Origin of the sequence: Sporosarcina thermotolerans (assembly GCF_042658975.1) — a bacterium.
GTDB classification, from domain to species: Bacteria; Bacillota; Bacilli; order Bacillales_A; family Planococcaceae; genus Sporosarcina; species Sporosarcina thermotolerans.
Map to the genome: position 1 here is coordinate 27,466 of NZ_JBHSRM010000011.1, position 25,961 is coordinate 53,426.

The following is a 25,961-nucleotide window of genomic DNA, read 5'->3' on the forward strand; positions in this document are numbered from 1 at the left end:
CTTTTAAATTAATTTGGTATCAAAACAGCCTCATGTTGACGGATAATATGCAACAGATCGGCAATCATCGCACTGCCGGAAGGATACATTCCAGCCCCCGGACCTATTAGTGTCAGCGAACCAAGATATTCGGTCTCAACAATGACAGCATTATCGACTCCGTCGATATTGAAAAATGGATGATTCACACCTATTAATGCAGGGCCAACAGTGCCCTGCATTTTTCCATTCTCATTTAGCCGAATATCGGCAACATGACGATATCGATAATCTTCTTTTGACGCGTCAATCAGATCAGGCGCTTGAAGATGATCAATTCCAATAACCGGAACTTCATCCCAGTCAGGCTGTTGCCCGAAAGCAAGCGAACTAAGGATCATCAATTTACGGAATGCATCCATTCCCGTCACATCATCAGACGGATCGGCCTCCGCGAAGCCCTTTTGCTGTGCATCCAACAGCGCTTCCTTGAATGAAGATCCTTCATTCCTCATTTTAGTTAAAATGAAATTCGAAGTGCCATTCAGTATGCCTTGTATCCGTTTCACCCGATCACCCGCAAGAAGATTGGTCACAGTCCGAATAATTGGGACTCCCCCTGCTGTCGTTGCTTCAAAACCGACCTGCACATTACGGAACTCCGCATGTTTCATCAACGCAGGGCCATGTTTTGCGAACATCTTTTTATTCGCAGTAATGATATGGCAACCCTTCTCGATTGCATCGGATAAATATGTATAGGCAGGTTCTTCTCCGACAATTGCTTCAAAAACAATATCAATTGTTGGGTTGTTCAGTATATCTCGAAAATCATCCGTAATTTGAACGTCTGTTATCGACGTACGTTTTTTCATCTTATCTTTCACAAGGATGGATACGACATCAACGGTGAATCCCGTGCTTTTTTTAAGCTCTTCCCGTTTTTCTTGGAGAATCCTATATACACCTTCACCAACCGTACCAAATCCAAGTATCGCCACTTTAATCGACGGCATTCCTCAACACCCTTTCCCAGGGCGCCAGCTATTAAAGAGCAAGACGCCTGTTATTGAACAGTGACCGGTACCGCCTTTTCAATTGCCTGCTCAAGGTCCGCAATGATGTCTTCGGTTGACTCCAAACCGACTGATAGGCGAATTAATTCTTCAGCCACTCCGGATTTTACTAAATCTTCCGCTGACAATTGCTGATGCGTTGTGGAAGCCGGGTGGATGATTAATGATTTGGCATCACCGACATTCGCCACATGCGACCAAAGTGTAATATTGTCAATAACTTTGCGACCCGCTTCACGGCCACCTTTAATGCCGAATACGATGATAGAACCGAAGCCGTTTTTCAAGTATTTCTTCGCGTTTTCATATGTCGGATGATCTTCAAGACCTGTATATGTTACCCATTCCACAGATGGATGGTTCTGTAGGAATCCAGCGACTTTAACGGCATTTTCATTATGGCGTGTAACACGTAAATGAAGTGTCTCCAGCCCTTGAAGGAAGTTGAAAGCACTGTCCGGATCTAAGCAAGGTCCGAAATCGCGTAATAATTGAACGCGGAGCTTCGTAGCGAATGCAGCTGCAGCTGTATCGATTCCGTAGCGCAGACCATTATATGTTTCATCCGGCTCTGTGAATCCTGGGAACTTGCCCTTCGTCCAGTCGAATTTCCCAGCATCGACGACCACACCACCAATTGTTGTGCCATGACCACCAATCCACTTAGTTGCGGAATGGATGACAACGTCTGCTCCAAATTCGATTGGGTTCGATCCGTATGGGGACGCGAATGTGTTGTCAATGAGGAACGGGATTTCATTCTCATGCGCAATATTTGCGACCGCTTCGATATCGAGCACTTGAAGGCTTGGATTCCCAATTGTTTCTGCGAAAATAGCTTTTGTTTTTTCAGTGATAGCGGCACGGAAGTTTTCAGGGTCTTCTGCATCAACGAATTTGACAGTGATTCCGTATCGAGGAAGTGTCACGGCGAATAGATTATACGTACCACCGTAAAGGTTGCTTGCGGCAACGATTTCATCCCCTGCTCCAGCAATATTCAAAATTGAGAACGCAATGGCTGCCATTCCGGAAGATAGTGCTACTGCAGCAGTGCCACCTTCAAGTAGGGCGACTCTTTCTTCAAAAACAGCAACAGTTGGATTTGTAATTCGCGTGTAAATATTGCCTGCTTCTTGCAGACCGAAAAGGTTTTGGGCATGTTCAGTGTCACGGAAGACGAATGCGGTTGTACGGTGGATCGGCACAGCACGGGAACCAGTCACAGGATCCGGCTTTTGCCCGCCGTGTAAAAGAAGAGTTTCAGGTTGAAGTTGTTTGTTAGTCATTTTAATTACCTCCAGTGGATTTTTTAAGATGAAAATAGTTCAATGCGGAGGCGTTGGGGGTTTTTGGAATAAAAAAAATAACCCCTTTCGCTAAGAGAAGGGTTACGCTTTCGCTTATTCCTCCTCTTATCTTTCAGACCGTTCGCACGAATCTGTAGGAAGTAGCACCTTTGCAAGTTCATCACTTGCCGGTTGCCGGGCATCGCAGGGCCTAGTCCCTCCGCCGCTCTTGATAAGAGTTTGGGTATTCAGTTTTTCATCTTGTTGTTCAGTATAGGAGACTCTTTTTTAAAAGTCAAGGGGGCAAATTTATTTTTTCTGAAACTTGCGCTTTGTCATTAATGTTATGATAATTTTAATTGTAGGGTTATGGGGGCGTATTCATGGGCGCGTGGAGTGGGTTCTTGAGCGCTGGAACGGTATCTTGAGCGCGTGACTCGAGTTGTTGGGCGCGGAAACGAAATCTTGAGCGCGGGCCATGGGTTCTTGAGCACGGAAACCGATTCTTGAGCGCGGGCCATGGGTTCTTGAGCACGGAAACCGATTCTTGAGCGCGTGCCATGGGTTCTTGAGTACACTATTAAAAAATTCTTTCTCGGGGGATTTTATATGACTTTATGGATCATTAGTATTGTAGTTTTGGGATATATAGTAGGTTGCTTGCATGGATCGACAATCGCGCGATGGATTTCCGGGGTTAATCTGAAAGAGACAGGGGTTAAGAATGCCGGCGCATCGAATGCGATGATTGTACTTGGGAAAAAATATGGCGCACTCGTTGCCTTGGTTGATATTGGCAAAGGGGTTTTGGCCGTAATTATTGTAAGGTTGCTTGCCGAACATTTTGGATTACCCGCGGACCAAATCACTTTGCTATTATTCATTGCGGGTGCAGCCGTGATATTTGGTCATAATTTTCCTTTCCATATGAAATTCAACGGAGGAAAAGGAACTGCAACTGTAATCGGAGTGCTATTTGCAATCGATTGGTGGTTCGGGCTTGCTGGATTGCTCTTATTCATTCTTGTTGCGCTCGCGACGGATATTCTCGTGTTTGGCGTCATCATGCTCTATATCACGCTCTTGGCAATGGCCATTTGGCTGGATGGCTACTGGCCGATACTGATATCGCTATTACTTTTCTTAATCGCAATTTGGAAGCATTTTGAAAACTTCAGGCGGATTCGTAACAGAACCGAGCCGAGGATTCGTGCATCGTTCAAGAAATAGAAGCAAACAAAAATGAAGTGATACTTTTACTACTGCACTAACATAAAAATGATAGCTCTCACACTGTAGTTACGTTGCAAGCAACTGCACGAACAGTCAGGTGAAAGGTAGGTGGAGAATGAAAAAAGTTTCGAAATGGATACAAACAAAAAGTCGTTTATTAGCTGTTGGTGCTGCGTTGGGATTAGCCTTTGCTGATTTTGATCCATCAACTCCCCCACCTGATAAACAGGTCGTGCAGCTTCAAGTACAAACAGATGATGATAAGGAAAAAACAGAATAGTCTAATAGTATGGATTGCATTTAGTAGTTGCGTATGAGTGCAAGAATGCAAATTTTTCATCTGCGGCCTGGATTCTGATTCTGCAAAGTTCGACAATTTGTGGTATACTAATAGTAGACAACTTGATTAAGATCGTTTTCGACTAGTTGTTTTCCATCATGACTTTTTTTGCTAAGGACAGACCTTGGCGTTTTTTCTTTTTAGTTTATGGTGAGAATGCACAGTAGGAGGGATTCGATTGGCTTTTCCACGTAGGGAGAAACCCGTTTCAGATTTTGTCTCGGCTCGTCATATCGACGAAGAGATTTCATTTACCCGCAATGATCATGAGGTGAATGGAACAATCCACAAGATACTCGAGAATTCGGTTATCGTGAAGATTTCCGAGGATGATGCAGAACGGATTGGTGTCGCATCCAATCTAACTGTCGTTGCACACAAGAACTACTCAGTAGGTTAATTTATACGAAAAGGGCATCTCCATGAGGAGTGCCCTTTTTCTATTCTTTATATAATAAAATACACTAAGACCGACAAACAAATGGATGTAATTGTGACCGCTATCAATGGTCTCATCGCCCGGTCCAGCAGATCCTTCAGACTCACATTTAGCCCAAGCCCGACCATGGCGGCTGTCAATAACCACGTTGTTGCGCTACTGATTCCTGACATTACCCCGTCCGTTACCGGAATTGAATGACCTAATACATAACTTCCAAACAAGCTCATTAAGATGAATCCAACAAGGAACCATGGGAATTCGATTTTATTCTGCTCCCCATCCTCTCCTTTGCTTTTACGCTTCATGAAATAGATGAAGATAAGGCATAGCGGTACCAATAGGAATACCCTGCCTAATTTTGCGAGTAATGCGATAGCAAGTGCATCCTCACCAGCTGGTGCAGCCGCAATCGCTACATGCGCCAATTCATGAAGACTCATTCCTGACCAAATGCCATATTCAGTTGGAAGAAGGGGCAAAATCGGACGCAATAGCGTATAACCGATTGCAAAAACGGTGCCCAACATCGCGATAATGCCAACACCAATAGCGGTATCTTCATCCTTGGCTTTAACAATCGGTGCCACCGCTGCGATGGCTGCTGCCCCGCAAACTCCAGTCCCGACGCCTAAAAGCAAAGAAATATTCATATCTGCTTTCAACCATTTTGCAAGAAGAAGCGTGACTCCAATTGCAAAGGCGATGACCAAAACATCCCGCGCTAACAGCCCCAAACCATCACGGAATACGACATCTATATTTAATTTCAATCCGTATAGAATGATCGCCAACCGAAGCAGTTTTTTAGTTGAAAACGTTATTCCTGCACGAAGCAATTCGGGATAGCCGAATAATTGTCTATATGTGACAGCAATAATAATTGCGCTTGCCAACTGTCCAATGTGATTGAAACCGGGTACTTTCGCTAATAAAAAACCTAATAATGCAATAAAAAATGTAAAAGCAATTCCGGCAATCCATAGACTTTTCTCGTTAGTAAGCTTCTTTTCATTCATATTCAGCACCTCCTTAAGTAAGGGTAATACGAAGTACTTTATAAGTAAAATAAATTATAATAATGTCTATGATAAGTAAAGTTGTCGATGATCTTACAAACAAGGCGAGCTGCTCGCTGTCAATTGGCGCCAGTTATACATTCGGAGAATACGTACTGCCACGCATTATCGCCAATTCGAAGCATACTTATCCCGATATCCAGCCGACTGTTACCATTGGTAATGAGACAACAATTTCGGATTTGGTCGCTCAGTATTCCGTGAATCGAAACAATCTGATAAGATGAAGGAAACAATGTTTTTTATTATAGGAGGTTTTTTGAATGAAAGAGAAATTAATTGAACGTTTAACCCGTTATGCGAAAATCGATACACAATCGGATGCAAATAGTACAACTACCCCGTCGACACCGGGCCAATGGGATCTATTGCATGTACTTGAAAAAGAACTTGCTGAAATTGGTATGGAAGAAATCACTTTAGATGAAAACGGTTATTTATTCGCCTCATTACCAGCTAATACTGATAAAGAAATGCCTACTATCGGGTTCCTTGCGCATGTCGACACGGCAACTGATTATACAGGTAAAAACGTCAATCCACAACGGATCGATAATTATGACGGCAACGACATCCAGTTGAACGAAAAGACTGTGATGTCCGTTAAAACATTCCCTGAACTGAAAAACTACGTGGGTCATACACTACTTACTACGGACGGTACGACGCTACTCGGTGCTGACAATAAAGCCGGAGTTGCTGAGATTGTGACGGCAATGGAGTATTTAATTCAGAATCCTGAAATTAAACACGGCAAGCTTCGTGTCGCATTCACGCCTGACGAAGAAATCGGTCGTGGACCACATAAATTCGATGTGGAAGCATTTGGTGCAAAATATGCGTACACGATGGACGGAGGTCCGCTTGGCGAGCTTCAGTATGAAAGCTTCAATGCAGCTGGCGCCAAAGTGACATTCCATGGTACAAATGTGCATCCAGGATCCGCAAAGGACAAAATGGTGAACTCCATTCTGATTGCAAACCAATTCCAAGCGGCGATGCCTGCGAATGAAATTCCTCAAGTGACAGACGGCTATGAAGGATTTGTCCACTTAATGGATGTGAGTGGTTCTGTCGAGAAAACCGAGTTACAGTACATTATCCGTTATTTCGACCGCGAAACATTTGAAGCACGTAAACAATTGATGGTCGATACGGTTGAACAATTGAAAAAGGAACATGGTGATGGAGCCGTGGAACTTGAGTTGAATGATCAGTATTACAATATGCGTGAAAAAATCGAGCCGGTTATGGAGATTGTCGATATCATTTCGGATGCATTCAAAGTGCTTGAAATCGAGCCTAATATCGTTCCGGTTCGTGGTGGTACGGACGGTTCACAGCTTTCTTATATGGGCATGCCGACACCGAATATTTTCACTGGCGGTGAAAACTACCACGGTAAATATGAGTATATTTCTGTGGACAATATGGAGAAAGCAACGAATGTCATTATTGAGGCTGTAAAGCTGTACGAAGAACGAGCATAAGGAGACATCCTTATGAAGGCGATTTGGATTGGGATTCTGTCATCTCTGTTTTTCGCGGTGACATTTGTTTTGAATAGATCAATGGAGATTTCGGGAGGCAGTTATTTATGGAGCGCCTCTCTCCGTTATTTTTTCATGGTTCCTTTTTTGATTGCTATAGTTGCCTATCGTAAAGGGCTTCAGGATACTGGCAAGGCAATGGTTGCAACTCCCCTTCCCTTTTTCGGATGGAGCGTCGTTGCGTTTGTGCTCTTCTACGCCCCTTTAACCTTTTCAGCAGCGTACAGTCCTGGGTGGCTGCTTGCGGGCACCTGGCAATTGACGATTGTAGCGGGCATTCTATTGGCACCGTTGTTTGTCATTATCGTGAATACAAATGAAGGAGAAAAGAGGATTCGCCAGAGGATCCCCTTGGCCTCTCTCTTTATAACGTTGATCATTTTTGCGGGTGTTGTTTTGATTCAAATTCCGAATGCGGATAATGTCGATACACGTACGTTGTTACTTGGTATCCTTCCGGTCATCATCGCTGCGTTTGCTTATCCTTTAGGCAATAGGAAGATGATGGATTTATTGAAAGGTAGTCTTGATACATTCCAACGAGTGCTGGCGATGACCTTGATGACGATTCCGGTGTGGGTCGTTTTTGCTGTTTATGCGATACTCACTGTCGGGCCGCCTTCTTGGAATCAAGTCATTCAATCATTAATTGTAGCAATCAGCTCCGGCGTGATCGCAACTTCACTTTTCTTTATGGCAACCGACCTTGTGCAAAATGATCAAGGTAAACTAGCTGCAGTTGAAGCTACCCAGTCGACGGAGCTCATTTTCGCAATGATTGGCGAAATGTTGATTCTTCATATCGCATTGCCTGGAATGCTTTCACTGATTGGGATTGTGGTGATTATTATTGGCATGGGGCTGCATAGTTATCAGACGGCTGTAGCAAAAAAGAATATGCGCAGTATTTAGCATGGCGCTTCTGCATCGGGAGATGTGAAAAATTAGTTCGGAAGGAGAATGCTGTTTGAAAAAACTTTTACCTTTTGTACTACTAATTTTACTATTAAGCGCATGCAATGAATCTGTTAGTATAACAAACGAGGAAATTCCTGATTCTTCAAGCCTTACAGAAACCAATTTCGAACCTATGCCAAATAGCATCCCCGACGATTTTGGTTTTTCCTTGCAGTTCGGCATCACTAAAAAGAATGAAATCAATACATTTAATGGTACTTTCACGAAAGATTTAATTACAGCTGGGACCGTTACGACCGATCTGACATTAACTGAAGAAGAGATGGTTTCCATTTACGAAATGATGAAAGATGTTAAATTCGCGGGGACCAAGCATCTCATACCAACAGTTATCGATTGTGCAATCGAACCATATGGCGAAGACGAGTGGGAAGTTCTTGTCAATGGGGAAATCATCAGGCATTCTGTTTCAGAAGCCTATTGCAAGCCTACTGACGACGCAAAACAGTTAATTGAATTACGGGATTATATTTTTGATTTGATTCAGTCGAAGAACTCCTATAAAGAACTTCCAGATGCTGAAGGCGGGTATGAATAACTTTCCGCATTTTTTTAGAAGTACAAAAACGCATAAATGCGGTGAATGAAGCATAAATCCTTCAAAAGACGCATAAATCGATACAAAAACGCATAATGTAAAACTTATGAGTTTTTGTATCGATTTATGCGTGATTCACCGACTTTATGCGCTACTTCAACTCCGCGATTGGAAATCCACCTCTTGACTTGCAATTTTCATGGAAAAAGGACTGTTACAGGAAGTCATCGCCGACTTCCTGGACAGTCCCTGCTGTTTTAATAATTATTTTACCTTTTATTCGTACACACCAATAACTTCCACAGCCTCTTCCGTCAACGATGTATCTACCGCCTTATCGAAATCAATGTCTCCAAGAATAGCTCCATTTGCCTTATACGTTTCATACTGCTTCCTAATATCATCTACGAACATCTTTCCATTCGGATCAAGCCCAGTGACGTTTACTCTATCCCACAACTCATGATCTTTCAAAGCGGTATGCTTTACCATGATATCGACGATTTCTTCCTTTCCGATATCCTTAAAGAATGCATCGTTGTAATCCCGGACGCCCTTCAAATAGGCGGCCATGAATCGCAAAGATACTTCGTCATTTTCCATGAATTTCGGCGAAGCGAGAACCATGGCGATTTGAGATTCAGGGGCATAATCCGTCGCGTCTTTGAAGCGGACATGGAAGCCTTTCGCAACCCCTTGTGCGATAAGCGGCTCAATATTCAACGCCGCATCGATTGTTCCTGCGTTAATCGCGCCAAGCATTGCACCAAAATCTGCGATATTAACGTATTCGACATCTTCTTCAGTCAATCCCGCGTGTTTCAACATTTCCTCGTAAATATATCCATCAATTGAGTTTCTGGAAGATACAGCAATCTTTTTCCCCTTAAAATCGGAATAATCCTTTATTTCATCCACCATATGGTTACCGATAACGAAAGTGAAATACGATTTTCCTGGCATATTATGCCCTTTATCCGCAATGATTCTGACGTCGATACCTTGTGCAATTGCGTTGAAAAATGATGCAGTCGAGACTCCCCCAGCAATATCCACTTCCCCAGCCGCAAGTGCCGGCAACATATCATCGCTATTGGCAAAGTCTGCAAAAGCAACTTCGATATTGTACTCCTCAAAATACCCTTTTTCCTTTGCGATATAGAAGCCTGCTCCGGAAGCCGCGCCATCTTCAGCTATTAAAATCTTCACCCGTTTGTCTAACGGCGATAGATCGCCGGACGGTGCTTCAACGACTGAATCCCCAGGAGTCGTCGGCTCTGATTTTTCTATAGGAGTTGTTTCTTTTTTGGCGCAAGCTCCTGCTATTAAAAGAACCGCCGCCAACATCAATAACCATCTATACAGGAACCTTTTTCTCACCATTTCTCCCCTTTTCACTTATTCTCTTTCCTTGATTGTTGTACTTCATCTTGTAAATGTTTCCAAATGTCGACAAATTGCTCCGCGAGTACCGGGTCTTTTCGAATATCCTCTATCGTCCTTGGTCGTGGTGTATCTATCTTGACTTGCTGTATGATCTTGCCGGGCTGCGCACTCATAAGGAGGATTCGATCGGCTAACAATAATGCTTCATCGATACTATGTGTAATGAAAACAACCGTTTTTTTCGTTTCCGACCAAATGGAGAGCAGTTCTTCCTGCAAGATGAATTTATTCTGTTCATCAAGTGCCGCAAACGGTTCATCCATCAGCAGAATTTCTGGATCATTTGCGAACGCGCGGGCAATGCTAACTCGCTGTTTCATTCCACCGGATAATTCCTTTGGATAAAGATGAGCGAATCGGTCAAGCCCTGTCTTTTTTAAATAATAGTTCGTTCTTTCTTGCACGACATCCTTCGGCATTTTCCGCATTTTCAACCCAAATGCAACATTTTCCTTGACCGTCAACCAAGGAATGACGCCCCTCTCCTGGAAAACCATCGATTGGAGAGGACGCCCTTCCTGCTCCCTGCGGATTTCAAATTCTCCGATACTTGGCTGTTCGAGCCCTGCCAATATTCGGAGTAAAGTCGTTTTCCCGCAACCACTCGGTCCGACGATGCAAACAAATTCCCCCTCCTCGATTGTGAGAGAAATATCGTCGAGGGCTGTTACACTCGATTGTTTTTTGTAAAATGCTTTTGTTAGATTCCTAATTTCGATTTTCGCTTTCTTACCCATCCAATCACCTCCAAGGTAACAACTTTTTCTGTAGACCGCGAAGCATCAAGGAGAAGAGATAGCCGAAAAATGAAATAAGGATGAGACCGACATACATTTGCTCGAGCAGAAATGCCTTGTATGACGTCCAGATCAAATACCCAATCCCTGAAGTTGCCCCCATCATTTCCGCAGCAACAATAGTCAGCAACGCAATCGCCTGCCCCATCTGAATCCCTTCCAACATGACGGGCATTGCTCCCGGTAGTGCAATCTTAAAAAAGAACTGCGTTCTACTGGCACCATAATTATCAGCAACGTCCAAATAAATTCGATCAATATTCAAGACACCTGCCGCCGTATTGATGACGACTGGGAAAAATACACTTCCTGCGATTGTTACAACTTTCGACAAATCACCAATTCCAAAAAGGATGATGATAATCGGTAGCAATGCAAGCGTCGGAATTGGCATAAGTGCCATGACAAGCGGCTGCACAAAATGTCGAATCGGTGAATAAAGCCCCATAAGCAAACCGATAACGACCCCGGGGATGACACCCGCTAGAAACCCAGCAAAAATCCGATACAGCGAAACTCCAATATGGTCTGCCATTACGCCGCTTGCTATCATTTTGGCAAAAGTGCGTAAAATGGCGGATGGTGGCGGGAAAAATCGAATATCCATTATTCCTGTCCGCGAAAGCAATTCCCATAACAGTAAAATGAAGATTGGCGAAGCAATCGTCAATAGCTGCTTATACCGTTCCTTCGATTGCCTTTGCCTCCATTCCCGCTGTTCAATTTCAAAAGGATCGCGTTTACTAGTCACCTGCTCTTTTTTCAATGGTCACCACCTCTTTATTTTAATAATATGTGATTGCCTATGGGCTGGCTTGGGCAAAACAGATCGATTTTTGTTGAATGGGCGAGGTTTGAGAAGTGTGGAGGTGGTGATTGAGAAGTTTATTGGTTGAAAGGAGAACTTATTTGATGGGAAGGAGAACTCTTGCGGTTGTTTGGAGAACTAATTTATCGGGAATGAGAACTTTCATCGTGTTTTGGAGAACTTGCTTGCCGAGAATGAGAACTCCCAACGGGTTTTGGAGAACTTGCTACAAAAAAAGCATCCTACCGCGTTTTTCCAACGGGGGGATGCCGCGCCATGCGAGGTATTCGCAACTATTTATGTTTATCACCGACTTGGGGGACTTTATCACCGACTCTTTGCCTGTTATCACCGACTCCCAGCGCTTTATCACCGACTCGGGCAATTTCCAATTCCATTAAGCTCATTTAAGCGAAAAAATGCCCATAAAATTGAAAAAGAGAAGCCCCGCTCGGAGGCTTCCCTTCTTAATCGAACAATCCAAATTCCTTCGCTTCCCGAGTTAACTCATCCCTAAACTTCGGATGGGCAATCCCAATTAATGCCTTCGCCCGCTCTGAAATCGACTTGCCATGCAATCGTGCGATGCCATACTCCGTAACGATATTGTCGACATAGTTTTTCGAAGTCGTCACGATGGATCCTTCACCTAAATGCAGTTTGATTCGTGAAATGGTATCGTTTTTCACCGTTGAGTGCATGCAAACATACCCTTTACCATATTTCGACAAACGGACACCTCTTGCGAAATCGGCTTGTCCGCCACTTGATGAATAATACCTTCCGGCAACCGTTTCGGAGGCGCATTGGCCGTATAAATCGACTTCGGTTGTCGCATTGATTGACACCATATGATCCTCTTTTGCAATCTCATATGCACTATTAACAAGGCGCACCGGTAAAAATTCCACCGATGGATTATTATTGATAAAGTCATACAGCTTCTGGGAGCCGAAAGCGAATGACGCTACAATCTTCCCTTTATGTGTCATTTTTCTCATGCCATCGACAGCACCGGCTTCAACAAGATCTACAATTCCATCCGTCAACATTTCCGTATGGATACCTAAATGCTTTCGGTCTTTCAGCATTTTCATAACCGCATTCGGAATAGCGCCAATACCAATTTGCAGCGTATCTCCATCTTGTATGTCCGCTGCAATATACTCAGCGATTTTCCGATCCTTGTCGGTAATGACAGGGGACTTTTCTTCCGTCAGCGGTTCATCATTTTCAACAAACCCTGCAATTTGGCTAATATGGATTTGATGCTTACCGAAAGCCCGGGGCATATGCTTATTCACTTCAAGAACAAATGGAACCTCACCGATGAAGTCAGCCGTATAATCCGCATTTGTGCCGAGTGAAAAATAGCCATGTTCATCCATTGGCGACGCTACTGCTATCACCATAGGATTTTTGGTCGTCTTCCTTAAGAGATAGTACATTTCCTGAAACACATTCGGGATCAATTCCACATGGCCTTCCCAAAACGCCTTCCGTGTTGCCGCACTTAAAAAGTAGGAAGTATGTGAAAGATGCCCTTTCATCTTCCCGTTAATATAATCACGTTCGCGTAAAGCCAATAATTGATGGACTGTGACATTTTCCAATTGCCTATGATGCTCCTCCAGGATGTCAAGGAGTCGATGGGGTTCGCCATTTGAGAGTGGGATGATAATATCAGCATCTTTATTAATTAACCTTATGAAATCTTCGGGTTGTAAAAGCTTTGTCATTTGCCATACTCCTCCTGCTGTGCTTTATTCTACTATTAGTATATTGTAGACTGAGCGCTCACTCAACTTGTCGAATTATGTGAGAATACATATAATATAGACATGACAAAATTATCGGCTGAACAAATCAACCAATTGAATAACTATAGTGTTTACGTAAACCAACCTCTTCATCCCCTATTTACCCTGCATGACTTATTGGATAACGAAAAAACAGCGGAATGTATTAAATCGGTGCAAATCGTAAGCGGCAGTCCAAACATGACCGTTGCAGCATCTTTTTTCATGCGACGGGTTGGGATGTTTGTTAATATGCAGCTGTATAACTTGGCGGTTTATGATGAAATGTGGGATGGCGACGAAACGAAGATGTATTTTGGGGCAATTGAAGAGTACGGAAATAAAACGGTAAGTACATTTGTTGCTGAAGACGATTGGATATCCGTGGATGAAAACGAACACACGGACGCTATTAAAAACATTTTAGTATGGGCAAATAAAATGATCCGCCAAATCAGGACAGTTACATCCATCTCCCCCCTGACATTATGGGAGAACATTTTCGGATTTTTATTATGGCAGTATCATGTCATGCTTGAAAATCCCGCCACAAACGATGTAGCGCGTGCGGATTTGAATTGCTTAAAGGATGACATGACGTGGGCAGGTATTTCAACAACATCTTTATTCGCTAAATACTTAAATGGGCGCGAGCCGTCCGAAATACTAAACACAACAGTCCGAACGACTTGCTGCTTTTCCAAGGATGTGCCTGGGTTGATGCAATGCGGGTTTTGTCCGCTTAAAAATTAATCAGCCCGATATGCCAAGTAAGATTGTTTCACTGAGTAAAGGATGCCGATTGCTGCTCCTGAGTAAAAGAAACCCATAAAAATCCCGGCCGCCAAATTTCCGCGGTGACTAACAAATATGGATAAAAGCAAGGCAGCTATCGTTGCAACCGTTGACAACCAGCTCGACCTTACCCCAAATAGCCATTTTGCGGCCAACACAATTAATAAAACAACTGGCACTGCCCAAAATGCATCCCATATATTGGTGTGTACGATTGGATATTCAGCAAACATGGAAATCAACCCTTTTTATTAAGAAGGATTTCCGATAGAAGTTAAATTATACAATGGTTAGGAGGAATTAAAAGTGAATTGTCAAGAACATCATGTTGCGGGTAGTGTCATTGATAATGAGACACGTTGCACACATTATCATTCCATACTTGATATTATTGCAATCAAGTTTTATTGCTGTAATACATATTTTCCTTGTTTCCAGTGCCATGAGGAAGCAGGTTGTGGAAGTCCGGAAGTGTGGCCGGCAGAAAAGTTTGATGAAAAAGCAATACTTTGCGGATGTTGTGGGAATGAATTAACGGTGAATGAATACCAAAACTGTAACTCAGTATGTCCATACTGCACGGCCAAGTTCAATCCCGGATGCAGCTTGCATAAACGATTGTACTTTGAAGATCATTAATAATAAATTTCAGCTTATACATAAAAAACACCAATGACCATCGCATGTTTGGTCATTGGCATCTTTTCTATTAGTCCAGATATGTTTCCTGCAAAAATGTTACTAATTGATTGATAATTTATCTACTATCGTCATAACATTCTCCTAATATTTAACGTATATTATCTATGTTGATCGATAAGAATGGGATTACCATCTGGATCTTCAAGTGTGAAACTTGCAGGGCCTTCGCTTGTTTCGTCTGCTTCAGACAGTATATTTATCCCTTTCGCTTTAAGCTGTTTTTGCAAGTCCCGAATATCAGTAAATGAATCAAGATTTTTAGCATTTTCGTCCCATCCCGGGTTAAAGGTCAATATATTCTTCTCAAACATCCCCTGAAAGAGTCCAATTATGCAATTATTATTCTTCATAATAAGCCAATTTTGTTTAATTTCACCCCCGAAGATTTGAAACCCTAAGCTTTCGTAAAACAACTTTGATTTGTTAATGTCTTTTACACTTAAACTTATAGAAAATGCTCCCAGTTCCATAGTTCTCCCTCCAATAATTTGATATTCTTAAAATCAAGTATACACAATACTTTAAAACATTGGTGCGAATATCCATACTTTTCAAATAAAAAAGCCCCCAATTATGGAGGCTTTCAATGGTTTAATTCAGACATCCTTCGTTGCAGCATGTTTAATCTTCCTTCGCTGATCGTAAATATTGCTCACAATCACCTTACCAACTGCATATACAGGCACACCAACGATAATTCCCACAAATCCAGCGATATTTCCTGCTGCCAGAATGATAGTGATGACGGTTAGCGGGTGGATGTCGAGGGATTTGCCCATGACGTTTGGTGTAATGAGGTTGCTGTCGATTTGTTGGGCGACCAGGGTGACGATTGCTACAAGTATGACGAGTTTAGGTTCTTGTAGGTATGCGATGATGACTGCCGGTGCGACAGCAATCCATGGCCCGATAAATGGCACTAAGTTCATAAACAATGCAAAGAGCGCCAAGAGTAGCGAATATTTCAGACCTATTAACAAGTACCCAATTAAGATGAGTGATGCAAGTATGGCGCTGATCAAGAACTGCCCTTGGATGTAAGAGCGCAATACATTGTCAATGTCGCTTAATGTCTTTTTGACCCACTCGCGACGTTCGCCGCTGAAGAGGTTGTAAATTTTCGGTGCAAATTTTTCGTGATCCTTCAGCATGAAGATGAAGAAGAACGGGACTAAGATGAGAAGGAACATCGCTTGGAAGAAGGATTGCAAGAATTGGACGACCCATTTCCCGAATTTCACTGCAATCGACTGCGCCGAATTCGCGGCACTGTCTATAGAGTTCTGAATTTGTTCCGGCAAGTCTTCTTTTTGTTCCAACAACCTATCCTTCACTATGTTAAATTTCTTCTCCAAGGTTGGAGCGTCTTCAACAAGGTTATTCACCTGATTTGTAATGGGTGGTCCAATGATGGCAATGAAAATCCACAGCACGACTGCGAGCCCTGCAAAGATGGTCAAAATACTTGCCCACCGCGGAAATTTCCGGTTTTCCATGAAGCGCTGTATCGGTTCTGTCATATAGTAAAGCACGCCGCCCAGTAATAGAGGCAAGATGATTGCTTTAATAATGATGACAACCGGGGCGAATATAAAGCTGATTTCCATGAAGTATTTAATGATCAAGATGGATAACAAAATCCCGACGCCCATCTGGAACCATAATTTCTTCGTCAATTTCTCACTTCCCTTACTGTATATGGTAATTAAAGTTAAGTATACGGTTTAATACGCTCCGTGTCGAAAGGAAGTTTCAATTTTAATGAAAAAAGGAGCAGCAGGTAGATGCCTGCGCTCCTTGACCATTTGCAATTAATGATTATTGATGAATCCGAAGGACTATGCCATTTCCTGCTGGATCTTTTGTGATAAATGTTTCATCCTCTTTATCCACTTTTCCACCAAGAGCCTCAATGTTCTTAATCGCTTCTCCCAACGTGTTTTGTTCAGGATAAACAAGTGTATATGCCTTAAGCCCAGCGCTGTCCTCGGACGGACTTGGCGCACCTGCCCCGTTCCATGTGTTAAGTCCGATATGATGATGGTATTTACCAGTCGACATAAACAAAGCTTGTGGATAAGGTGTGACCACTTCGAACCCTAACGCTTCATAGAATGCTTGCGTCTCAGGTAGGTTCGCAACATGTAGGTGGACATGCCCCATTACCGTTCCTTCAGGTAGGCCATCCCATTCTTCATTTCCACTTTCCGCAACAATCGCTTGAGCGTCAAGGGGATCTGTGCTCATTGCGACGAAATCATTATGCCATTCCCATTCTTCCGGTTTGCGGTCACGATAAATTTCAATGCCGTTTCCGTCTGGATCTGATAAATATAATGCTTCACTCACTAAGTGATCTGACGCTCCAAGCTGTATTTGGTTCCTTGAAAAATGTTTAATCGCCTTTCCAAGATCCGCACGTGTTGGTAATAAAAGTGCGAGGTGATAAAGCCCTGTGCGACGTGGTTCCTTCGGCTTTATGTTTTCAGGCTGTTCTAATACAATCAGTGGCTGTTTGCCGTCTGCTGTTAAAGACACTCGATTTGTTTCCTTCGACAAGACCTTAAATCCAATGATTTCTGTATAGAAAGCTGTCAGTTTTTCCAAATCAGTCACTTTCAAATAAACTTCTCCGGTATACGTATGTGGTGGTTGATGAAATGTCATATTTTATTCCTCCCAGTAAGTTACTTACTTTATGTAACTAACTTTATATGTTATGATAAGTATTGTCAACATAAAACGTTTTTAAAAGAAAGGAATTTATTTATGAATGAATTCGAGCTTTGTCCACGCTTTGAAAAGGCCGTTTCCACATTGAGCCAGCGATGGACCGCATTAATATTATACCAACTCATGTCCGGCCCACAGCGCTTCTGCACGATGACCGAGAAATTAGGTGTAAGCGGAAAAACGTTGACAGAACGGCTGAAGGATCTGGAGCAGCGCGGGTTTGTTGTGCGTAATGTCTATCCGGAAACGCCGGTGCGTATTGAATATTCATTGACAAAAAAGGGAATGTCTTTGACTCCGATTATGAAGGAAATCGAAAATTGGTCGCAGGAATGGATTGAACCTGATTATAGTTCTTCGAATAAGTAAAGCCGATTGCGAATTGAGCAATCGGCTTTTCATTTATGAATTTTAACTATTGTTCCTAACAGCACCAACGAGGATAGTTCGAGCACATCATTGTTATGCATTCGGATGCATCCGTGGGACACACTTTTCCCTATAGATGAAGGATTATTTGTTCCATGAATTCCGTAATGCGGTCTGGATAGCCCCATCCAAAATGCACCGAACGGCCCACCAGGATTCAGTTGTTTATTGATAATCTTATATGTCCCCGCAGGCGTCGCCGTTAACATCTTCCCAACCGCTATCGGATATTTTTTTAGTAGTCGCTTGCCGTCATACAGTTTCAATTCACGTGTTCCAAGAGAGATGTCAATCCAGCGCATCGTTCCCCTCCTTCTTGAAAAAGGATTGTTTTTATAGGATATGTGGAAGGGTTTTGATGGGCTGGGCTGGTTTTGAAGCGACCAATCGCTTGCCTTTTCAGCTCTTTTCATCAAAACAAGATAATTTGTTGAATATTTCAATCTATTCGTGTAAGGTATATTGGTAGAATAGTATCAAATGCGAAAACTATTCAACGATTCGACAAAAACCACATTTTTCGAAGGGATACATGGCATGAACTGGACTTTTTTAAAACAGCAATTATTACTGTCGCACCGTAGTAAAAAGAACGTTCCATTTATTATTTTCATCGGTATTGCGCTGCTCACCTATTGTTTTTTATTTTTGCCGAACGAGAAAACGAAAGAAACATTCGATGTCGGAGAAGTTAAAAGTAATTTATCTACACTTGATGCAGAACAGCAGTACCGGCTCGCAAACGGTCATACCGGGATTGTTATAAGATTTGGAACGCCGGTGTTTTCGATGAACGCCTATTCGCAAGGGTTATTTTCAGCAATGCTTTCGGCATATGAAGACGGGAACGCAACAAGATGGTTACATTACCGGGCGTATTATCTTGAGAGCGACCCGTCATTATACATAGCCGACCAAAATATGTTCAAAGAATTACGTATTCCAGGGAAGGACCGTCAACATCTTTACAATCAAACGTTGCTCCGGTATAAAAATTACTTGTCAAAAGACCATCCGATAACGTTCGACTTGATTTACGAGAAGACGGGATTGCAAGCTTTGCAAAAGTTTTTCCGACAGTATGGCATGTTTTTTGTGCTGTTCTGCGCCATTTATTTTAGCAGCGACTTATTATCCCGCGACCGACAAAATCGGACAGTCTTGCAAGGGTTGCCGTTGTCGTGGTATCGACAGTTGAATTTGAAGACGGCTTCATCTTTTCTCTATACGATTGTTGTGCTCACTATCGTTCTAGTGATTGGCATCATTTTGCTCACTTTGCAATATGGATTTGGCTATTTCGATTTGCATGTACCTACGATTCTCATCCAAAATGATGCATATCCTCGCGAAGAATATGGCGTCATGACCATCGCTGCTTATTTAGGGAAAATAGCATTAGTCATTCCGATACTGGTTTTTCTGTTCATCCGTTTGAATGTCATTTTCAGCTTGTTCTTTAAAAATGAATGGCTTGTTCTTCTCATAAGCAGCTTAGTCTTGTTTTCAGAAAAGCTTTTCATGACGAGAACGACGAGAGAGTTGTTCGGATTGGATATTAGTTTATTCCCCCAGACATACTTTGACTTTGGAAAGACCGTGACAGGGGATAAGAATTTCTTATTGAACATAGATACTATTACAGTTGCGAAGGGTTTTGCTGTATTACTCACAACGGTTATAGTCATCGAAGGGATTGTTTTCATCATGTCCCGCATCATTAACAAACGTCGCTTTTACCAAAATGGTTAAAAGGACGGGGAAGGATAGACGTATGCTCTGGAAGTATTTTCGATTTGAGTTGAAGCTTTTAATTCGCAATAAATTTAACTGGCTTCTCGGCTTGGCATTCATATTGTTTTTCCCGCTCTATTTCCCTCATTACGCGGATAGTGATATGGAAAGTATACAGTCGATTAAAAACGCAGAATCAGGTCATTACATATCAATCTTTAATGTTTTTCCTGAAGAATTGCGTGAAACAACCAAAGGGGAGGAAATCTACAACAACCTAATAGAACAGGCCTCTTTAATTAATAAACAACGCTATTCCCTTTGGAAGCGAGACAATTTTGACGTATATATTGAGAGCGGTTTAAAACTGAATGAATTACGACTCCGTCTATATGAACTCGATAACGAGGGGGTGCATCCCGACTATATTGTGCCAAAAGAGGAAATCCAAAAAGAGGATGCACTACTCCACTACTATAAAAAGCACAAATTGCCTGTCGAGCCAGATCTAATTACGGCGAGTCATTATATGCCTGCCTCTCTTGAATATGTGAATGGCTTAATGTTTATGTTATTTGTTTTATTCATCGGAAGCACAATGCTCACACACGATCACCAAAAACGCACTGTAATGAGCATTTTCCCTATTTCTTTCGTACAAAAAGCAATCGTGAAAACCGGGATTCATCTTGGTCAAATCATGGTTTTTCTAGTTTTAGGAGTTGCGTTAGGAGGAGTAGCAGCCTCCAGGGAAGCTGCATGGGGTAATTTCAACTCCCCGATGCTTTTATACCAACAAGGGGGGGTTATCGCCATCTCCACGACACGCTACATTCTATACATGCTCATTGCGATGGCTTTGTTCGCCAGTTTGCTTTTGCTTGCATTCATTCTAGTGAATACTTTGACTAAAAACTTGTATGCCAGTGTATTGATGATCGTTCTAATTTTCCTGATTCCTACAGTCCTGAATTTTACCGGATTACACATAGGCCTGTTGCAGCCACTTTCCATCATAGATATCGGACCCATCCTAAATGGAGATGCCGCGTCATTATACGGAAATGATGCGTTAGATTATAAGTTGGCGGCATTTTGGCTGCTCGTTATGAATGCGGGCATACTGGGGGCACTTTTCGTTGGCAATAAAGTAAAGTACAGGCAAAGAAATGCGACTCCTGCATTTGAAGCTGGAAAAGGTGGGGAATGATAAATGCTTAAATTGATGAATGTATCAATCGCCTATAAAGACAAAGTTGTACTTGAGAATCTGAACTTCAGTGCAAATAAAGGCGAAATCATCGGTGTCGCAGCCCCTAACGGCACAGGGAAGACGACGATGTTCAATATCATTGCAAACTTTGTAAAACCGGATTCAGGGAAGGTCATTTTTGATGATCAGTACGAATATCGGAATGAGAAAGAAGAGTTGCTCATCCATAAGCAGCTCGTTATATTTCCCGAACAGAAAGATTTATTCGAGGAGCTATCCGGCGTTGATCACTTAAAACTATACGCGGATATATGGAACGGTTCTTCGAAAAAAGTTCCTGAAATTATTGAGCGGCTGCAGATGGGGCATTACGTGAAGAGAAAGGTGAAGACCTATTCATTAGGGATGCGCCAACGTCTTTGCTTTGCGATGATGATGGCGGCCGATACACCGATCATGCTGATGGATGAAGTGATGAATGGATTGGATATTTCGAACGTTGCGCTCATATCAGATTGTTTGATTGACATGAAAAAACAGAACAAGCTCATATTTGTTGCTTCACATTTATTAGAGAATCTCGACTTATATGCGGACCGTGTCATCTTTCTCAAAAACGGCGGCATCGTCCATGAACAAGTATTTGCCGGCGAACTGGAAGCTTACTTGAAAGTGGAAATCAGCCCCTCCAACTATGGGGCACTTGCCAGTTCGGTGAAGTTACCTGCTGGACATTTATATATCGCGGATTACCTACTGTGCATCCCGCTCACAGGCATGGATCGAGTTGAACAAACGGCGTGGTTTGACCGCATGCTTGATTGGAACGAGAAAACAATAAATGTAGGACCATTGGGGACGGTGGAGCATTATGAAAAGTATTATTCGATTAACAAATAACGTGTGCGGCAATTCACGATGGCGGTTGATCGTAACAGTAGGCTTGACGGTTGGGATCTTAGCTGGCTGCAATGAGTTTCCAGAAGTAGCTTCAGAAATAGTTGCACCATATGAAAAGAATTACGAAATTGTTGGCCTCGAGAAGGACGCTTTATTAGACTCCAATAATCACGCCATTTACAGGACCGTTAATAGGGAGAATAAAGGAGTTGAACCTGTAACCATTCCCGTCGTTCCGATAGAGGGCAAAGAGGTTTCGCTGAAGACAGGGCGGTATATCATTACGGGTTATCCGGCCGGCAATATTTTTATTTATGATGAAAACAGGAATCTGCTCTTGACTGAGCTTGTCGGAAGTTATGCCGGGGTCAGCAGTTTGACCGTCGATATTGACGCTTCCTATACAGTTAGAGCTGACGGGGGATATGATTCCGTGCAGATAACCCCGATTTCAACTTCTCTTTCAACTGATTTATCGGCTGGATTGTGGAATGTCGGACAAGATATCGAGTCTGGTGATTACGATATCACAATCGAGCACGGATATGCGTATTTGCATGTGTTTGAGGAAGGCAAGGAGCCGATTGTGTATGAACTGATCGGCGGCACGGTTGGAAAGACAGACGGGCATGTGAAGTTGAAGGAGGGGCAGATGCTCCGGGTGACGAAGACATCGATGCTCAAGTTTACGCCAAGAGGTTCTTGACGACAATCACAATTTAACCAAAAATGATATCGACAAAGAGACGCTCAGAATCCTGGGCGTTCTTTTAGTTATTGCTTATTTTCATGCCGTCAATTTATGTTGATGTTTCCTCACTTAATGAATAGTCATAACCATTTTATATCCAAATTTCCAATCCTTATTTAATCGTCGTTAAAAATCCTTCAATTTGCTCCGCTGTTTTCAAGTAGTGAACGGTCTTCCCTTCATTCGCATATCGCTCCATCCGTTCATGCATCTTCACTTTCCGTCCCTTATAGGTTGTCACGATGAATTTGATGAACGCCCAATCAATTTTCTCTGGACAGCCTTCCGCCAAATCTTCACGTGTTTTCCCGTGATACTGAATACGCCTTTTCATGACGCGATACAAACAAACGCGCAGTGGTAGCTCGATGTAGATGACCGTATCGGCATGAGGTTCTCGGATGTCGATTGTAGATGTATAGTTGCCTTCTATTATCCATCGGTCCCTTTCGACAATTTTCTGCTGGGCTGATGAAAATTCTTCCGCCGGTGCTTCCACCCATCCTGGCCGCCAATAAAGTCGATCCAGATGGGTGACTTCGATTCCCGATATTTCGCCAAGTCTTCGTGCAAATGTCGATTTCCCTGCACCCGCAGAAACACCAATCACCATAACTCTTTTCACTCCATTCCACCTCGCAATTCAGAAATCCACGGATGGCCGGGGACATGAATTTCAAGTGCATGACAAAGCCATTTCTTGTCTTGGACTTTCAAAGAATCCTTAACAACCTTAAAATCCGCATAATCTTTTTCCCGGGTATTCTTGGCTTTGTATAAAAGAACGATTATCGGATTTAGGAATGGAATCCCTGCGTTGGAAATCAAAAACGTCGAAGAGGCTGGATACGTTATTTGAGGCTCTCTTCTAAACACCCATTTACCTTCTTCAAATTCATTAAACAGTACTTCCAAGGCATCTCCACTGTTGAGATTTTTTCCGTGTAATTCGTGTATCGGCAACTCCAAAGTTTCGTGCCCCCAGTTAGTCAACTCACCACTTACTACTTTGTCGAATTTCCAACCTGTTAGATGATTTCTCATACTATGTTGATCCTCACGTGATATGGCAATCTCAATATCTGAATGCTTCCGTGATTGATTCTCAATGAAAAGATCAATTGCCCAACCTCCGGCAATTCCCCATGGTTTTTTATACTCCTCCATCCAATCCGCCACTTTTCGACAAATCTCCACATTCATTCCCCCTTAACACGAAAAAAGGAGTGACCGCGTCACTCCCTAAAGTCTATCTTATCATTTTATCTGAATGTTAATACCATTTCAAACAGATTATAGCTTCCCAATATAATTGAGTCGATCCAAGTCTTGTGAGTCATATGATCCGTCTAATATTGCCTGGACATCCTTTAATGTATCTTGTAGGTTAACTGATTCACCTTTTTGGCCGGTGTAATCTTCCGCCACGTAAAACGGTTGTGTCAAATAGGCCTCTAAACGTTCACCGCGTTTAAAGGTTTGCTGTTCGGATGCAGGCAGATTTTCTTCACCACGTACATAAACAAGCGATCGCAATTCACGATATCGGCGTAGCAACTTTTGCGCCCTTTGTTGTATAAAGAAATGATTTTGATCCATATGTGCGCCTTCTAATACCGAAGAAGTCGAGGATACAGGATTTACAGCAGGAAAACGGTGCCGCGCTGATAAGTCTGCATCAAACTGCCAAAGTGTTTCAAGCGGCCCGTATGGCATCTCCTCATCCATCACTTCCCCAGTCAAATCCAAGAGGAATGTCGTCACCGATTCCATTCCAATTTGCTGTAACCGTCCTTGTAGTTCATAAATTCCCCCAGTGACAACATGGCTTTTATTTGCCGCGAATACTATTTCCTTTTCCGTTCCAAGTGCAGCAATTTTCTCGTACGCCTCATCGATAGATTGAGTCGTGATATCTACATTCCCTAATACATCTTGCAATTCCGGAAAATCTCCCTCTGGCATTAACAAGATTGTAGTATACCCTTCAGACTTCAAACGGAAAAACAATTCACTTAATACTACAAGCTGCCCCATATTTTTCCGCGCGACCAATCCGACCGTGCCCCCTTTTGCCAACGGTGCAAATAAATCCAACGTTTTAATTTTCGTTTCGATCATTTCAATTTTCTCCCCCCGGATTATCAATTCATCCAAACTGCATTCTGCCAAATCCGCCAACGCAACTAGTGTCCGCACTTCTGATTTACCAACTGAAATTTTCCCTGTACACAAATTCGAAACCGTCGCAGGCCGCAGACCTACTGCTTTAGCCGCACTTGTCAAATTGGGTACTCTTCTTCTTAATAAAGCTACATTTAGTCTAAGATTGTCTCTTTCCATTTTCACACCCCCTTACTTTTGATAGTAATTTATATTACTCGTAAACGCAAGAAAAAGTTACTCTTAAGCGTAATTTATTTTTCGACACTGTAAACTCTCTGATTTATCCCTAATAAATTTAATAGTTAATCCGGATAACTTTTAAGAAGTAGGGCATCTTAACTTTGATTCAAATTCACGTGAGAAAGGTGGCGTTTTTATGAAGAAAATGGCGGTAGCGGCATTAGGCATTGGAGCAGCATTTCTGATGCGAAATAAAAATGCCCGAGAAAAGCTGATGAAACAGTTTGAATCGCTCGCAGGACCATTCACCTCAAAAAATGGATCATCTTGATTCATAAAAGTCAACGGACTCACGGAAAACTCGGCATCCATTATGGGTGCCGTTTTTTTATGGAGAAAAGAATGGGCTTTAGGCGGAAAGAATGGACCCTTACGCAAAAGAATGGACCTTGGAACGGAAAGAATGGGCCCTTACGCAAAAGAATGGACCTTGGAACGGAAAGAATGGGCCCTTATGCAAAAGAATGAGCCTTGGAGCGGAAAGAATGAGCCCTTACGCAAAAGAATGGACCTTGGAACGGAAAGAATGAGCCCTTACGCAAAAGAATGGGCCTTTCTAAAATAGACGCCTATCGCTTAAGTAGCTTAGAGTCCTCCAAATCGGGAAAGTATTTTTTAAATAGAATAATAGGAGGTTTCGATGATGAAGAAGAAAATGGCTTTGGCTGCTCTTGGTTTGGGTGCTGCATATTTGATGAGAAACAAGGATGCTCGGGATAAATTGTCGAAGCAATTCGAGACATTTGGATCCACTCCGTTAAGAAGGGATACAGGTTCCCCTTCCGAATAGCCAAGAGATGTCAATTCCGTAATCTTGTACAATGCTGAGTCAATTTTATTTTGCGTACCGACGTATCTCTTTTCCATTTGTCAAAACACTCCCTTTTTCACCTATTTTCCTTACTTTACCCTTTCTTTAATCAGAAAACACATATGTTTAGCTTCTT

The 25,961-nt window shown here is 42.5% G+C and carries 31 protein-coding genes and 1 riboswitch; of the genes, 16 read left to right on the top strand and 15 right to left on the bottom strand.

The genetic code is table 11. The features are described from left to right. Positions 1 to 8: 8 nt before the first annotated feature. Positions 9 to 995, bottom strand: a complete 987-nt coding sequence (locus ACFPZG_RS06500) for a homoserine dehydrogenase (protein ID WP_317941158.1) — start codon at positions 993 to 995, stop codon at positions 9 to 11. A gap of 50 nt (positions 996 to 1,045) precedes the next feature. Then, positions 1,046 to 2,344 carry an O-acetylhomoserine aminocarboxypropyltransferase/cysteine synthase family protein gene (locus ACFPZG_RS06505; RefSeq protein WP_283733271.1) on the bottom strand — a complete coding sequence of 433 codons (1,299 nt, stop codon included), beginning with the start codon at positions 2,342 to 2,344 and terminating at the stop codon, positions 1,046 to 1,048. A gap of 123 nt (positions 2,345 to 2,467) precedes the next feature. Then, a riboswitch (SAM riboswitch) is annotated at positions 2,468 to 2,583 on the bottom strand. 370 nt (positions 2,584 to 2,953) lie between these two features. On the opposite strand from ACFPZG_RS06505, the gene ACFPZG_RS06510 reads away from it, so the two are divergent. The 3 genes from ACFPZG_RS06510 (at position 2,954) to ACFPZG_RS06520 (ending at position 4,317) form a co-directional block, all read left to right on the top strand. Beyond that, positions 2,954 to 3,574 (top strand): glycerol-3-phosphate acyltransferase, encoded by a 621-nt coding sequence (locus tag ACFPZG_RS06510; protein WP_317941159.1) that lies wholly within the window; start codon positions 2,954 to 2,956, stop codon positions 3,572 to 3,574. Between the two features lie 118 nt (positions 3,575 to 3,692). Next, positions 3,693 to 3,857: a hypothetical protein gene (locus ACFPZG_RS06515; RefSeq protein ID WP_283733273.1), complete on the top strand. Its 165-nt coding sequence runs from the start codon at positions 3,693 to 3,695 to the stop codon at positions 3,855 to 3,857. Between the two features lie 238 nt (positions 3,858 to 4,095). Further along, positions 4,096 to 4,317 carry a DUF2187 family protein gene (locus ACFPZG_RS06520; protein ID WP_283733274.1) on the top strand — a complete coding sequence of 74 codons (222 nt, stop codon included), beginning with the start codon at positions 4,096 to 4,098 and terminating at the stop codon, positions 4,315 to 4,317. Between the two features lie 47 nt (positions 4,318 to 4,364). Here ACFPZG_RS06520 and ACFPZG_RS06525 read toward each other — a convergent pair whose 3' ends face one another. After that, positions 4,365 to 5,375, bottom strand: coding sequence for a YeiH family protein (locus ACFPZG_RS06525; protein WP_283733275.1), 1,011 nt, complete (start codon positions 5,373 to 5,375; stop codon positions 4,365 to 4,367). A 68-nt stretch (positions 5,376 to 5,443) separates the two neighbouring features. On the opposite strand from ACFPZG_RS06525, the gene ACFPZG_RS06530 reads away from it, so the two are divergent. From ACFPZG_RS06530 to ACFPZG_RS06545, 4 genes are read left to right on the top strand one after another with little or no spacing between them, the layout of a single operon-like run. Beyond that, a complete protein-coding gene (locus ACFPZG_RS06530; RefSeq protein WP_381426444.1) occupies positions 5,444 to 5,662 on the top strand; it encodes a LysR substrate-binding domain-containing protein in 219 nt (72 codons plus the stop codon). Between the two features lie 36 nt (positions 5,663 to 5,698). Next, positions 5,699 to 6,925, top strand: coding sequence for a peptidase T (gene pepT, locus ACFPZG_RS06535; RefSeq protein ID WP_283733277.1), 1,227 nt, complete (start codon positions 5,699 to 5,701; stop codon positions 6,923 to 6,925). Between the two features lie 12 nt (positions 6,926 to 6,937). After that, on the top strand, positions 6,938 to 7,897 hold the full coding sequence (locus tag ACFPZG_RS06540; protein ID WP_317941160.1) for a DMT family transporter: 960 nt from the start codon (positions 6,938 to 6,940) through the stop codon (positions 7,895 to 7,897). Between the two features lie 55 nt (positions 7,898 to 7,952). Beyond that, positions 7,953 to 8,501 (top strand): hypothetical protein, encoded by a 549-nt coding sequence (locus ACFPZG_RS06545; RefSeq protein ID WP_317941161.1) that lies wholly within the window; start codon positions 7,953 to 7,955, stop codon positions 8,499 to 8,501. 276 nt (positions 8,502 to 8,777) lie between these two features. Here the strand turns inward: ACFPZG_RS06545 and ACFPZG_RS06550 are convergent, their stop codons facing one another. The 4 genes from ACFPZG_RS06550 to ACFPZG_RS06565 all read right to left on the bottom strand — a co-directional run bounded on the left by ACFPZG_RS06550 (position 8,778) and on the right by ACFPZG_RS06565 (position 13,291). After that, complete coding sequence (locus tag ACFPZG_RS06550; protein WP_317941196.1) at positions 8,778 to 9,866, bottom strand: ABC transporter substrate-binding protein; 1,089 nt, start codon at positions 9,864 to 9,866, stop codon at positions 8,778 to 8,780. A 29-nt stretch (positions 9,867 to 9,895) separates the two neighbouring features. Next, positions 9,896 to 10,684, bottom strand: coding sequence for an ABC transporter ATP-binding protein (locus tag ACFPZG_RS06555; RefSeq protein WP_283733281.1), 789 nt, complete (start codon positions 10,682 to 10,684; stop codon positions 9,896 to 9,898). Positions 10,685 to 10,688: 4 nt separating this feature from the next. Continuing rightward, the gene (locus tag ACFPZG_RS06560) at positions 10,689 to 11,510 is read right to left on the bottom strand and encodes an ABC transporter permease (RefSeq protein ID WP_317941162.1); all 822 of its coding nucleotides are present in this window, start codon (positions 11,508 to 11,510) and stop codon (positions 10,689 to 10,691) included. A 509-nt stretch (positions 11,511 to 12,019) separates the two neighbouring features. Next, the gene (locus ACFPZG_RS06565; protein ID WP_283733282.1) at positions 12,020 to 13,291 is read right to left on the bottom strand and encodes an acetyl-CoA hydrolase/transferase family protein; all 1,272 of its coding nucleotides are present in this window, start codon (positions 13,289 to 13,291) and stop codon (positions 12,020 to 12,022) included. A gap of 102 nt (positions 13,292 to 13,393) precedes the next feature. Between ACFPZG_RS06565 and ACFPZG_RS06570 the strand changes: the two genes are divergently transcribed. Continuing rightward, positions 13,394 to 14,104 (top strand): hypothetical protein, encoded by a 711-nt coding sequence (locus ACFPZG_RS06570; RefSeq protein WP_317941163.1) that lies wholly within the window; start codon positions 13,394 to 13,396, stop codon positions 14,102 to 14,104. Here ACFPZG_RS06570 and ACFPZG_RS06575 read toward each other — a convergent pair. Further along, positions 14,101 to 14,379 (bottom strand): hypothetical protein, encoded by a 279-nt coding sequence (locus ACFPZG_RS06575; protein ID WP_283733284.1) that lies wholly within the window; start codon positions 14,377 to 14,379, stop codon positions 14,101 to 14,103. The two genes, ACFPZG_RS06570 and ACFPZG_RS06575, sit on opposite strands and share 4 nt — an antisense overlap. Before the next feature lie 73 nt (positions 14,380 to 14,452). Here ACFPZG_RS06575 and ACFPZG_RS06580 point away from each other — a divergent pair, with 73 nt between their 5' ends. After that, positions 14,453 to 14,785 (top strand): CHY zinc finger protein, encoded by a 333-nt coding sequence (locus tag ACFPZG_RS06580; protein WP_283733285.1) that lies wholly within the window; start codon positions 14,453 to 14,455, stop codon positions 14,783 to 14,785. A 161-nt stretch (positions 14,786 to 14,946) separates the two neighbouring features. On the opposite strand, the gene ACFPZG_RS06585 is transcribed toward ACFPZG_RS06580, so the two are convergent. From ACFPZG_RS06585 to ACFPZG_RS06595, 3 genes are all read right to left on the bottom strand, one after another. Continuing rightward, complete coding sequence (locus tag ACFPZG_RS06585) at positions 14,947 to 15,318, bottom strand: VOC family protein (RefSeq protein WP_317941164.1); 372 nt, start codon at positions 15,316 to 15,318, stop codon at positions 14,947 to 14,949. 126 nt (positions 15,319 to 15,444) lie between these two features. Continuing rightward, on the bottom strand, positions 15,445 to 16,524 hold the full coding sequence (locus ACFPZG_RS06590) for an AI-2E family transporter (RefSeq protein WP_283733287.1): 1,080 nt from the start codon (positions 16,522 to 16,524) through the stop codon (positions 15,445 to 15,447). A gap of 142 nt (positions 16,525 to 16,666) precedes the next feature. Further along, positions 16,667 to 17,515, bottom strand: coding sequence for a VOC family protein (locus tag ACFPZG_RS06595; RefSeq protein ID WP_317941165.1), 849 nt, complete (start codon positions 17,513 to 17,515; stop codon positions 16,667 to 16,669). Between the two features lie 102 nt (positions 17,516 to 17,617). Here ACFPZG_RS06595 and ACFPZG_RS06600 point away from each other — a divergent pair, with 102 nt between their 5' ends. Next, a complete protein-coding gene (locus ACFPZG_RS06600; protein WP_283733288.1) occupies positions 17,618 to 17,950 on the top strand; it encodes a winged helix-turn-helix transcriptional regulator in 333 nt (110 codons plus the stop codon). Positions 17,951 to 17,979: 29 nt separating this feature from the next. Here ACFPZG_RS06600 and ACFPZG_RS06605 read toward each other — a convergent pair whose 3' ends face one another. After that, positions 17,980 to 18,312, bottom strand: coding sequence for a L,D-transpeptidase (locus tag ACFPZG_RS06605; protein WP_283733289.1), 333 nt, complete (start codon positions 18,310 to 18,312; stop codon positions 17,980 to 17,982). A 235-nt stretch (positions 18,313 to 18,547) separates the two neighbouring features. Between ACFPZG_RS06605 and ACFPZG_RS06610 the strand changes: the two genes are divergently transcribed. From ACFPZG_RS06610 to ACFPZG_RS06625, 4 genes are read left to right on the top strand one after another with little or no spacing between them, the layout of a single operon-like run. Then, a complete protein-coding gene (locus ACFPZG_RS06610) occupies positions 18,548 to 19,762 on the top strand; it encodes a hypothetical protein (protein WP_317941166.1) in 1,215 nt (404 codons plus the stop codon). Beyond that, positions 19,755 to 20,954 carry a hypothetical protein gene (locus tag ACFPZG_RS06615; RefSeq protein WP_381426445.1) on the top strand — a complete coding sequence of 400 codons (1,200 nt, stop codon included), beginning with the start codon at positions 19,755 to 19,757 and terminating at the stop codon, positions 20,952 to 20,954. The genes ACFPZG_RS06610 and ACFPZG_RS06615 overlap by 8 nt, the downstream gene beginning before the upstream one ends. Before the next feature lie 3 nt (positions 20,955 to 20,957). Then, entirely contained in the window at positions 20,958 to 21,857 is a 900-nt protein-coding gene (locus tag ACFPZG_RS06620; RefSeq protein ID WP_317941168.1) for an ABC transporter ATP-binding protein, read from the top strand. Further along, positions 21,829 to 22,563, top strand: a complete 735-nt coding sequence (locus tag ACFPZG_RS06625; RefSeq protein ID WP_317941169.1) for a hypothetical protein — start codon at positions 21,829 to 21,831, stop codon at positions 22,561 to 22,563. Before ACFPZG_RS06620 ends, ACFPZG_RS06625 begins: the two co-directional genes overlap by 29 nt. Positions 22,564 to 22,720: 157 nt before the next feature. Here the strand turns inward: ACFPZG_RS06625 and ACFPZG_RS06630 are convergent, their stop codons facing one another. The 3 genes from ACFPZG_RS06630 to ACFPZG_RS06640 form a co-directional block, all read right to left on the bottom strand. After that, positions 22,721 to 23,233, bottom strand: coding sequence for a P-loop NTPase family protein (locus ACFPZG_RS06630; protein WP_283733299.1), 513 nt, complete (start codon positions 23,231 to 23,233; stop codon positions 22,721 to 22,723). Then, on the bottom strand, positions 23,230 to 23,811 hold the full coding sequence (locus ACFPZG_RS06635; RefSeq protein WP_283733300.1) for a nucleotidyltransferase domain-containing protein: 582 nt from the start codon (positions 23,809 to 23,811) through the stop codon (positions 23,230 to 23,232). The genes ACFPZG_RS06630 and ACFPZG_RS06635 overlap by 4 nt, the downstream gene beginning before the upstream one ends. Positions 23,812 to 23,901: 90 nt before the next feature. After that, entirely contained in the window at positions 23,902 to 24,951 is a 1,050-nt protein-coding gene (locus tag ACFPZG_RS06640; protein ID WP_283733301.1) for an ATP synthase beta subunit C-terminal domain-containing protein, read from the bottom strand. A gap of 199 nt (positions 24,952 to 25,150) precedes the next feature. Here ACFPZG_RS06640 and ACFPZG_RS06645 point away from each other — a divergent pair, with 199 nt between their 5' ends. Together ACFPZG_RS06645 and ACFPZG_RS06650 are read left to right on the top strand one after the other, a co-directional pair. Further along, positions 25,151 to 25,285, top strand: coding sequence for a hypothetical protein (locus ACFPZG_RS06645; RefSeq protein WP_283733302.1), 135 nt, complete (start codon positions 25,151 to 25,153; stop codon positions 25,283 to 25,285). A gap of 372 nt (positions 25,286 to 25,657) precedes the next feature. After that, the gene (locus ACFPZG_RS06650) at positions 25,658 to 25,804 is read left to right on the top strand and encodes a hypothetical protein (RefSeq protein WP_317941170.1); all 147 of its coding nucleotides are present in this window, start codon (positions 25,658 to 25,660) and stop codon (positions 25,802 to 25,804) included. The last annotated feature ends 157 nt before the right edge of the window (positions 25,805 to 25,961 follow it).

What these genes read in the sequence shown, in the direction of transcription:
- ACFPZG_RS06505 (WP_283733271.1), bottom strand. Translation starts at nt 2,344, where the DNA reads ATGACTAACAAACAACTTCAACCTGAAACTCTTCTTTTACACGGCGGG.
- ACFPZG_RS06640 (WP_283733301.1), bottom strand. Translation starts at nt 24,951, where the DNA reads ATGGAAAGAGACAATCTTAGACTAAATGTAGCTTTATTAAGAAGAAGA.
- ACFPZG_RS06565 (WP_283733282.1), bottom strand. Translation starts at nt 13,291, where the DNA reads ATGACAAAGCTTTTACAACCCGAAGATTTCATAAGGTTAATTAATAAA.
- ACFPZG_RS06515 (WP_283733273.1), top strand. Translation starts at nt 3,693, where the DNA reads ATGAAAAAAGTTTCGAAATGGATACAAACAAAAAGTCGTTTATTAGCT.
- ACFPZG_RS06570 (WP_317941163.1), top strand. Translation starts at nt 13,394, where the DNA reads ATGACAAAATTATCGGCTGAACAAATCAACCAATTGAATAACTATAGT.
- ACFPZG_RS06620 (WP_317941168.1), top strand. Translation starts at nt 20,958, where the DNA reads ATGCTTAAATTGATGAATGTATCAATCGCCTATAAAGACAAAGTTGTA.
- ACFPZG_RS06600 (WP_283733288.1), top strand. Translation starts at nt 17,618, where the DNA reads ATGAATGAATTCGAGCTTTGTCCACGCTTTGAAAAGGCCGTTTCCACA.
- ACFPZG_RS06525 (WP_283733275.1), bottom strand. Translation starts at nt 5,375, where the DNA reads ATGAATGAAAAGAAGCTTACTAACGAGAAAAGTCTATGGATTGCCGGA.
- ACFPZG_RS06605 (WP_283733289.1), bottom strand. Translation starts at nt 18,312, where the DNA reads ATGCGCTGGATTGACATCTCTCTTGGAACACGTGAATTGAAACTGTAT.
- ACFPZG_RS06595 (WP_317941165.1), bottom strand. Translation starts at nt 17,515, where the DNA reads ATGACATTTCATCAACCACCACATACGTATACCGGAGAAGTTTATTTG.
- ACFPZG_RS06555 (WP_283733281.1), bottom strand. Translation starts at nt 10,684, where the DNA reads ATGGGTAAGAAAGCGAAAATCGAAATTAGGAATCTAACAAAAGCATTT.
- ACFPZG_RS06585 (WP_317941164.1), bottom strand. Translation starts at nt 15,318, where the DNA reads ATGGAACTGGGAGCATTTTCTATAAGTTTAAGTGTAAAAGACATTAAC.
- ACFPZG_RS06575 (WP_283733284.1), bottom strand. Translation starts at nt 14,379, where the DNA reads ATGTTTGCTGAATATCCAATCGTACACACCAATATATGGGATGCATTT.
- ACFPZG_RS06540 (WP_317941160.1), top strand. Translation starts at nt 6,938, where the DNA reads ATGAAGGCGATTTGGATTGGGATTCTGTCATCTCTGTTTTTCGCGGTG.
- pepT (WP_283733277.1), top strand. Translation starts at nt 5,699, where the DNA reads ATGAAAGAGAAATTAATTGAACGTTTAACCCGTTATGCGAAAATCGAT.
- ACFPZG_RS06530 (WP_381426444.1), top strand. Translation starts at nt 5,444, where the DNA reads ATGATAAGTAAAGTTGTCGATGATCTTACAAACAAGGCGAGCTGCTCG.
- ACFPZG_RS06635 (WP_283733300.1), bottom strand. Translation starts at nt 23,811, where the DNA reads ATGAATGTGGAGATTTGTCGAAAAGTGGCGGATTGGATGGAGGAGTAT.
- ACFPZG_RS06650 (WP_317941170.1), top strand. Translation starts at nt 25,658, where the DNA reads ATGAAGAAGAAAATGGCTTTGGCTGCTCTTGGTTTGGGTGCTGCATAT.
- ACFPZG_RS06645 (WP_283733302.1), top strand. Translation starts at nt 25,151, where the DNA reads ATGAAGAAAATGGCGGTAGCGGCATTAGGCATTGGAGCAGCATTTCTG.
- ACFPZG_RS06510 (WP_317941159.1), top strand. Translation starts at nt 2,954, where the DNA reads ATGACTTTATGGATCATTAGTATTGTAGTTTTGGGATATATAGTAGGT.
- ACFPZG_RS06625 (WP_317941169.1), top strand. Translation starts at nt 21,829, where the DNA reads ATGAAAAGTATTATTCGATTAACAAATAACGTGTGCGGCAATTCACGA.
- ACFPZG_RS06615 (WP_381426445.1), top strand. Translation starts at nt 19,755, where the DNA reads ATGGTTAAAAGGACGGGGAAGGATAGACGTATGCTCTGGAAGTATTTT.
- ACFPZG_RS06610 (WP_317941166.1), top strand. Translation starts at nt 18,548, where the DNA reads ATGAACTGGACTTTTTTAAAACAGCAATTATTACTGTCGCACCGTAGT.
- ACFPZG_RS06500 (WP_317941158.1), bottom strand. Translation starts at nt 995, where the DNA reads ATGCCGTCGATTAAAGTGGCGATACTTGGATTTGGTACGGTTGGTGAA.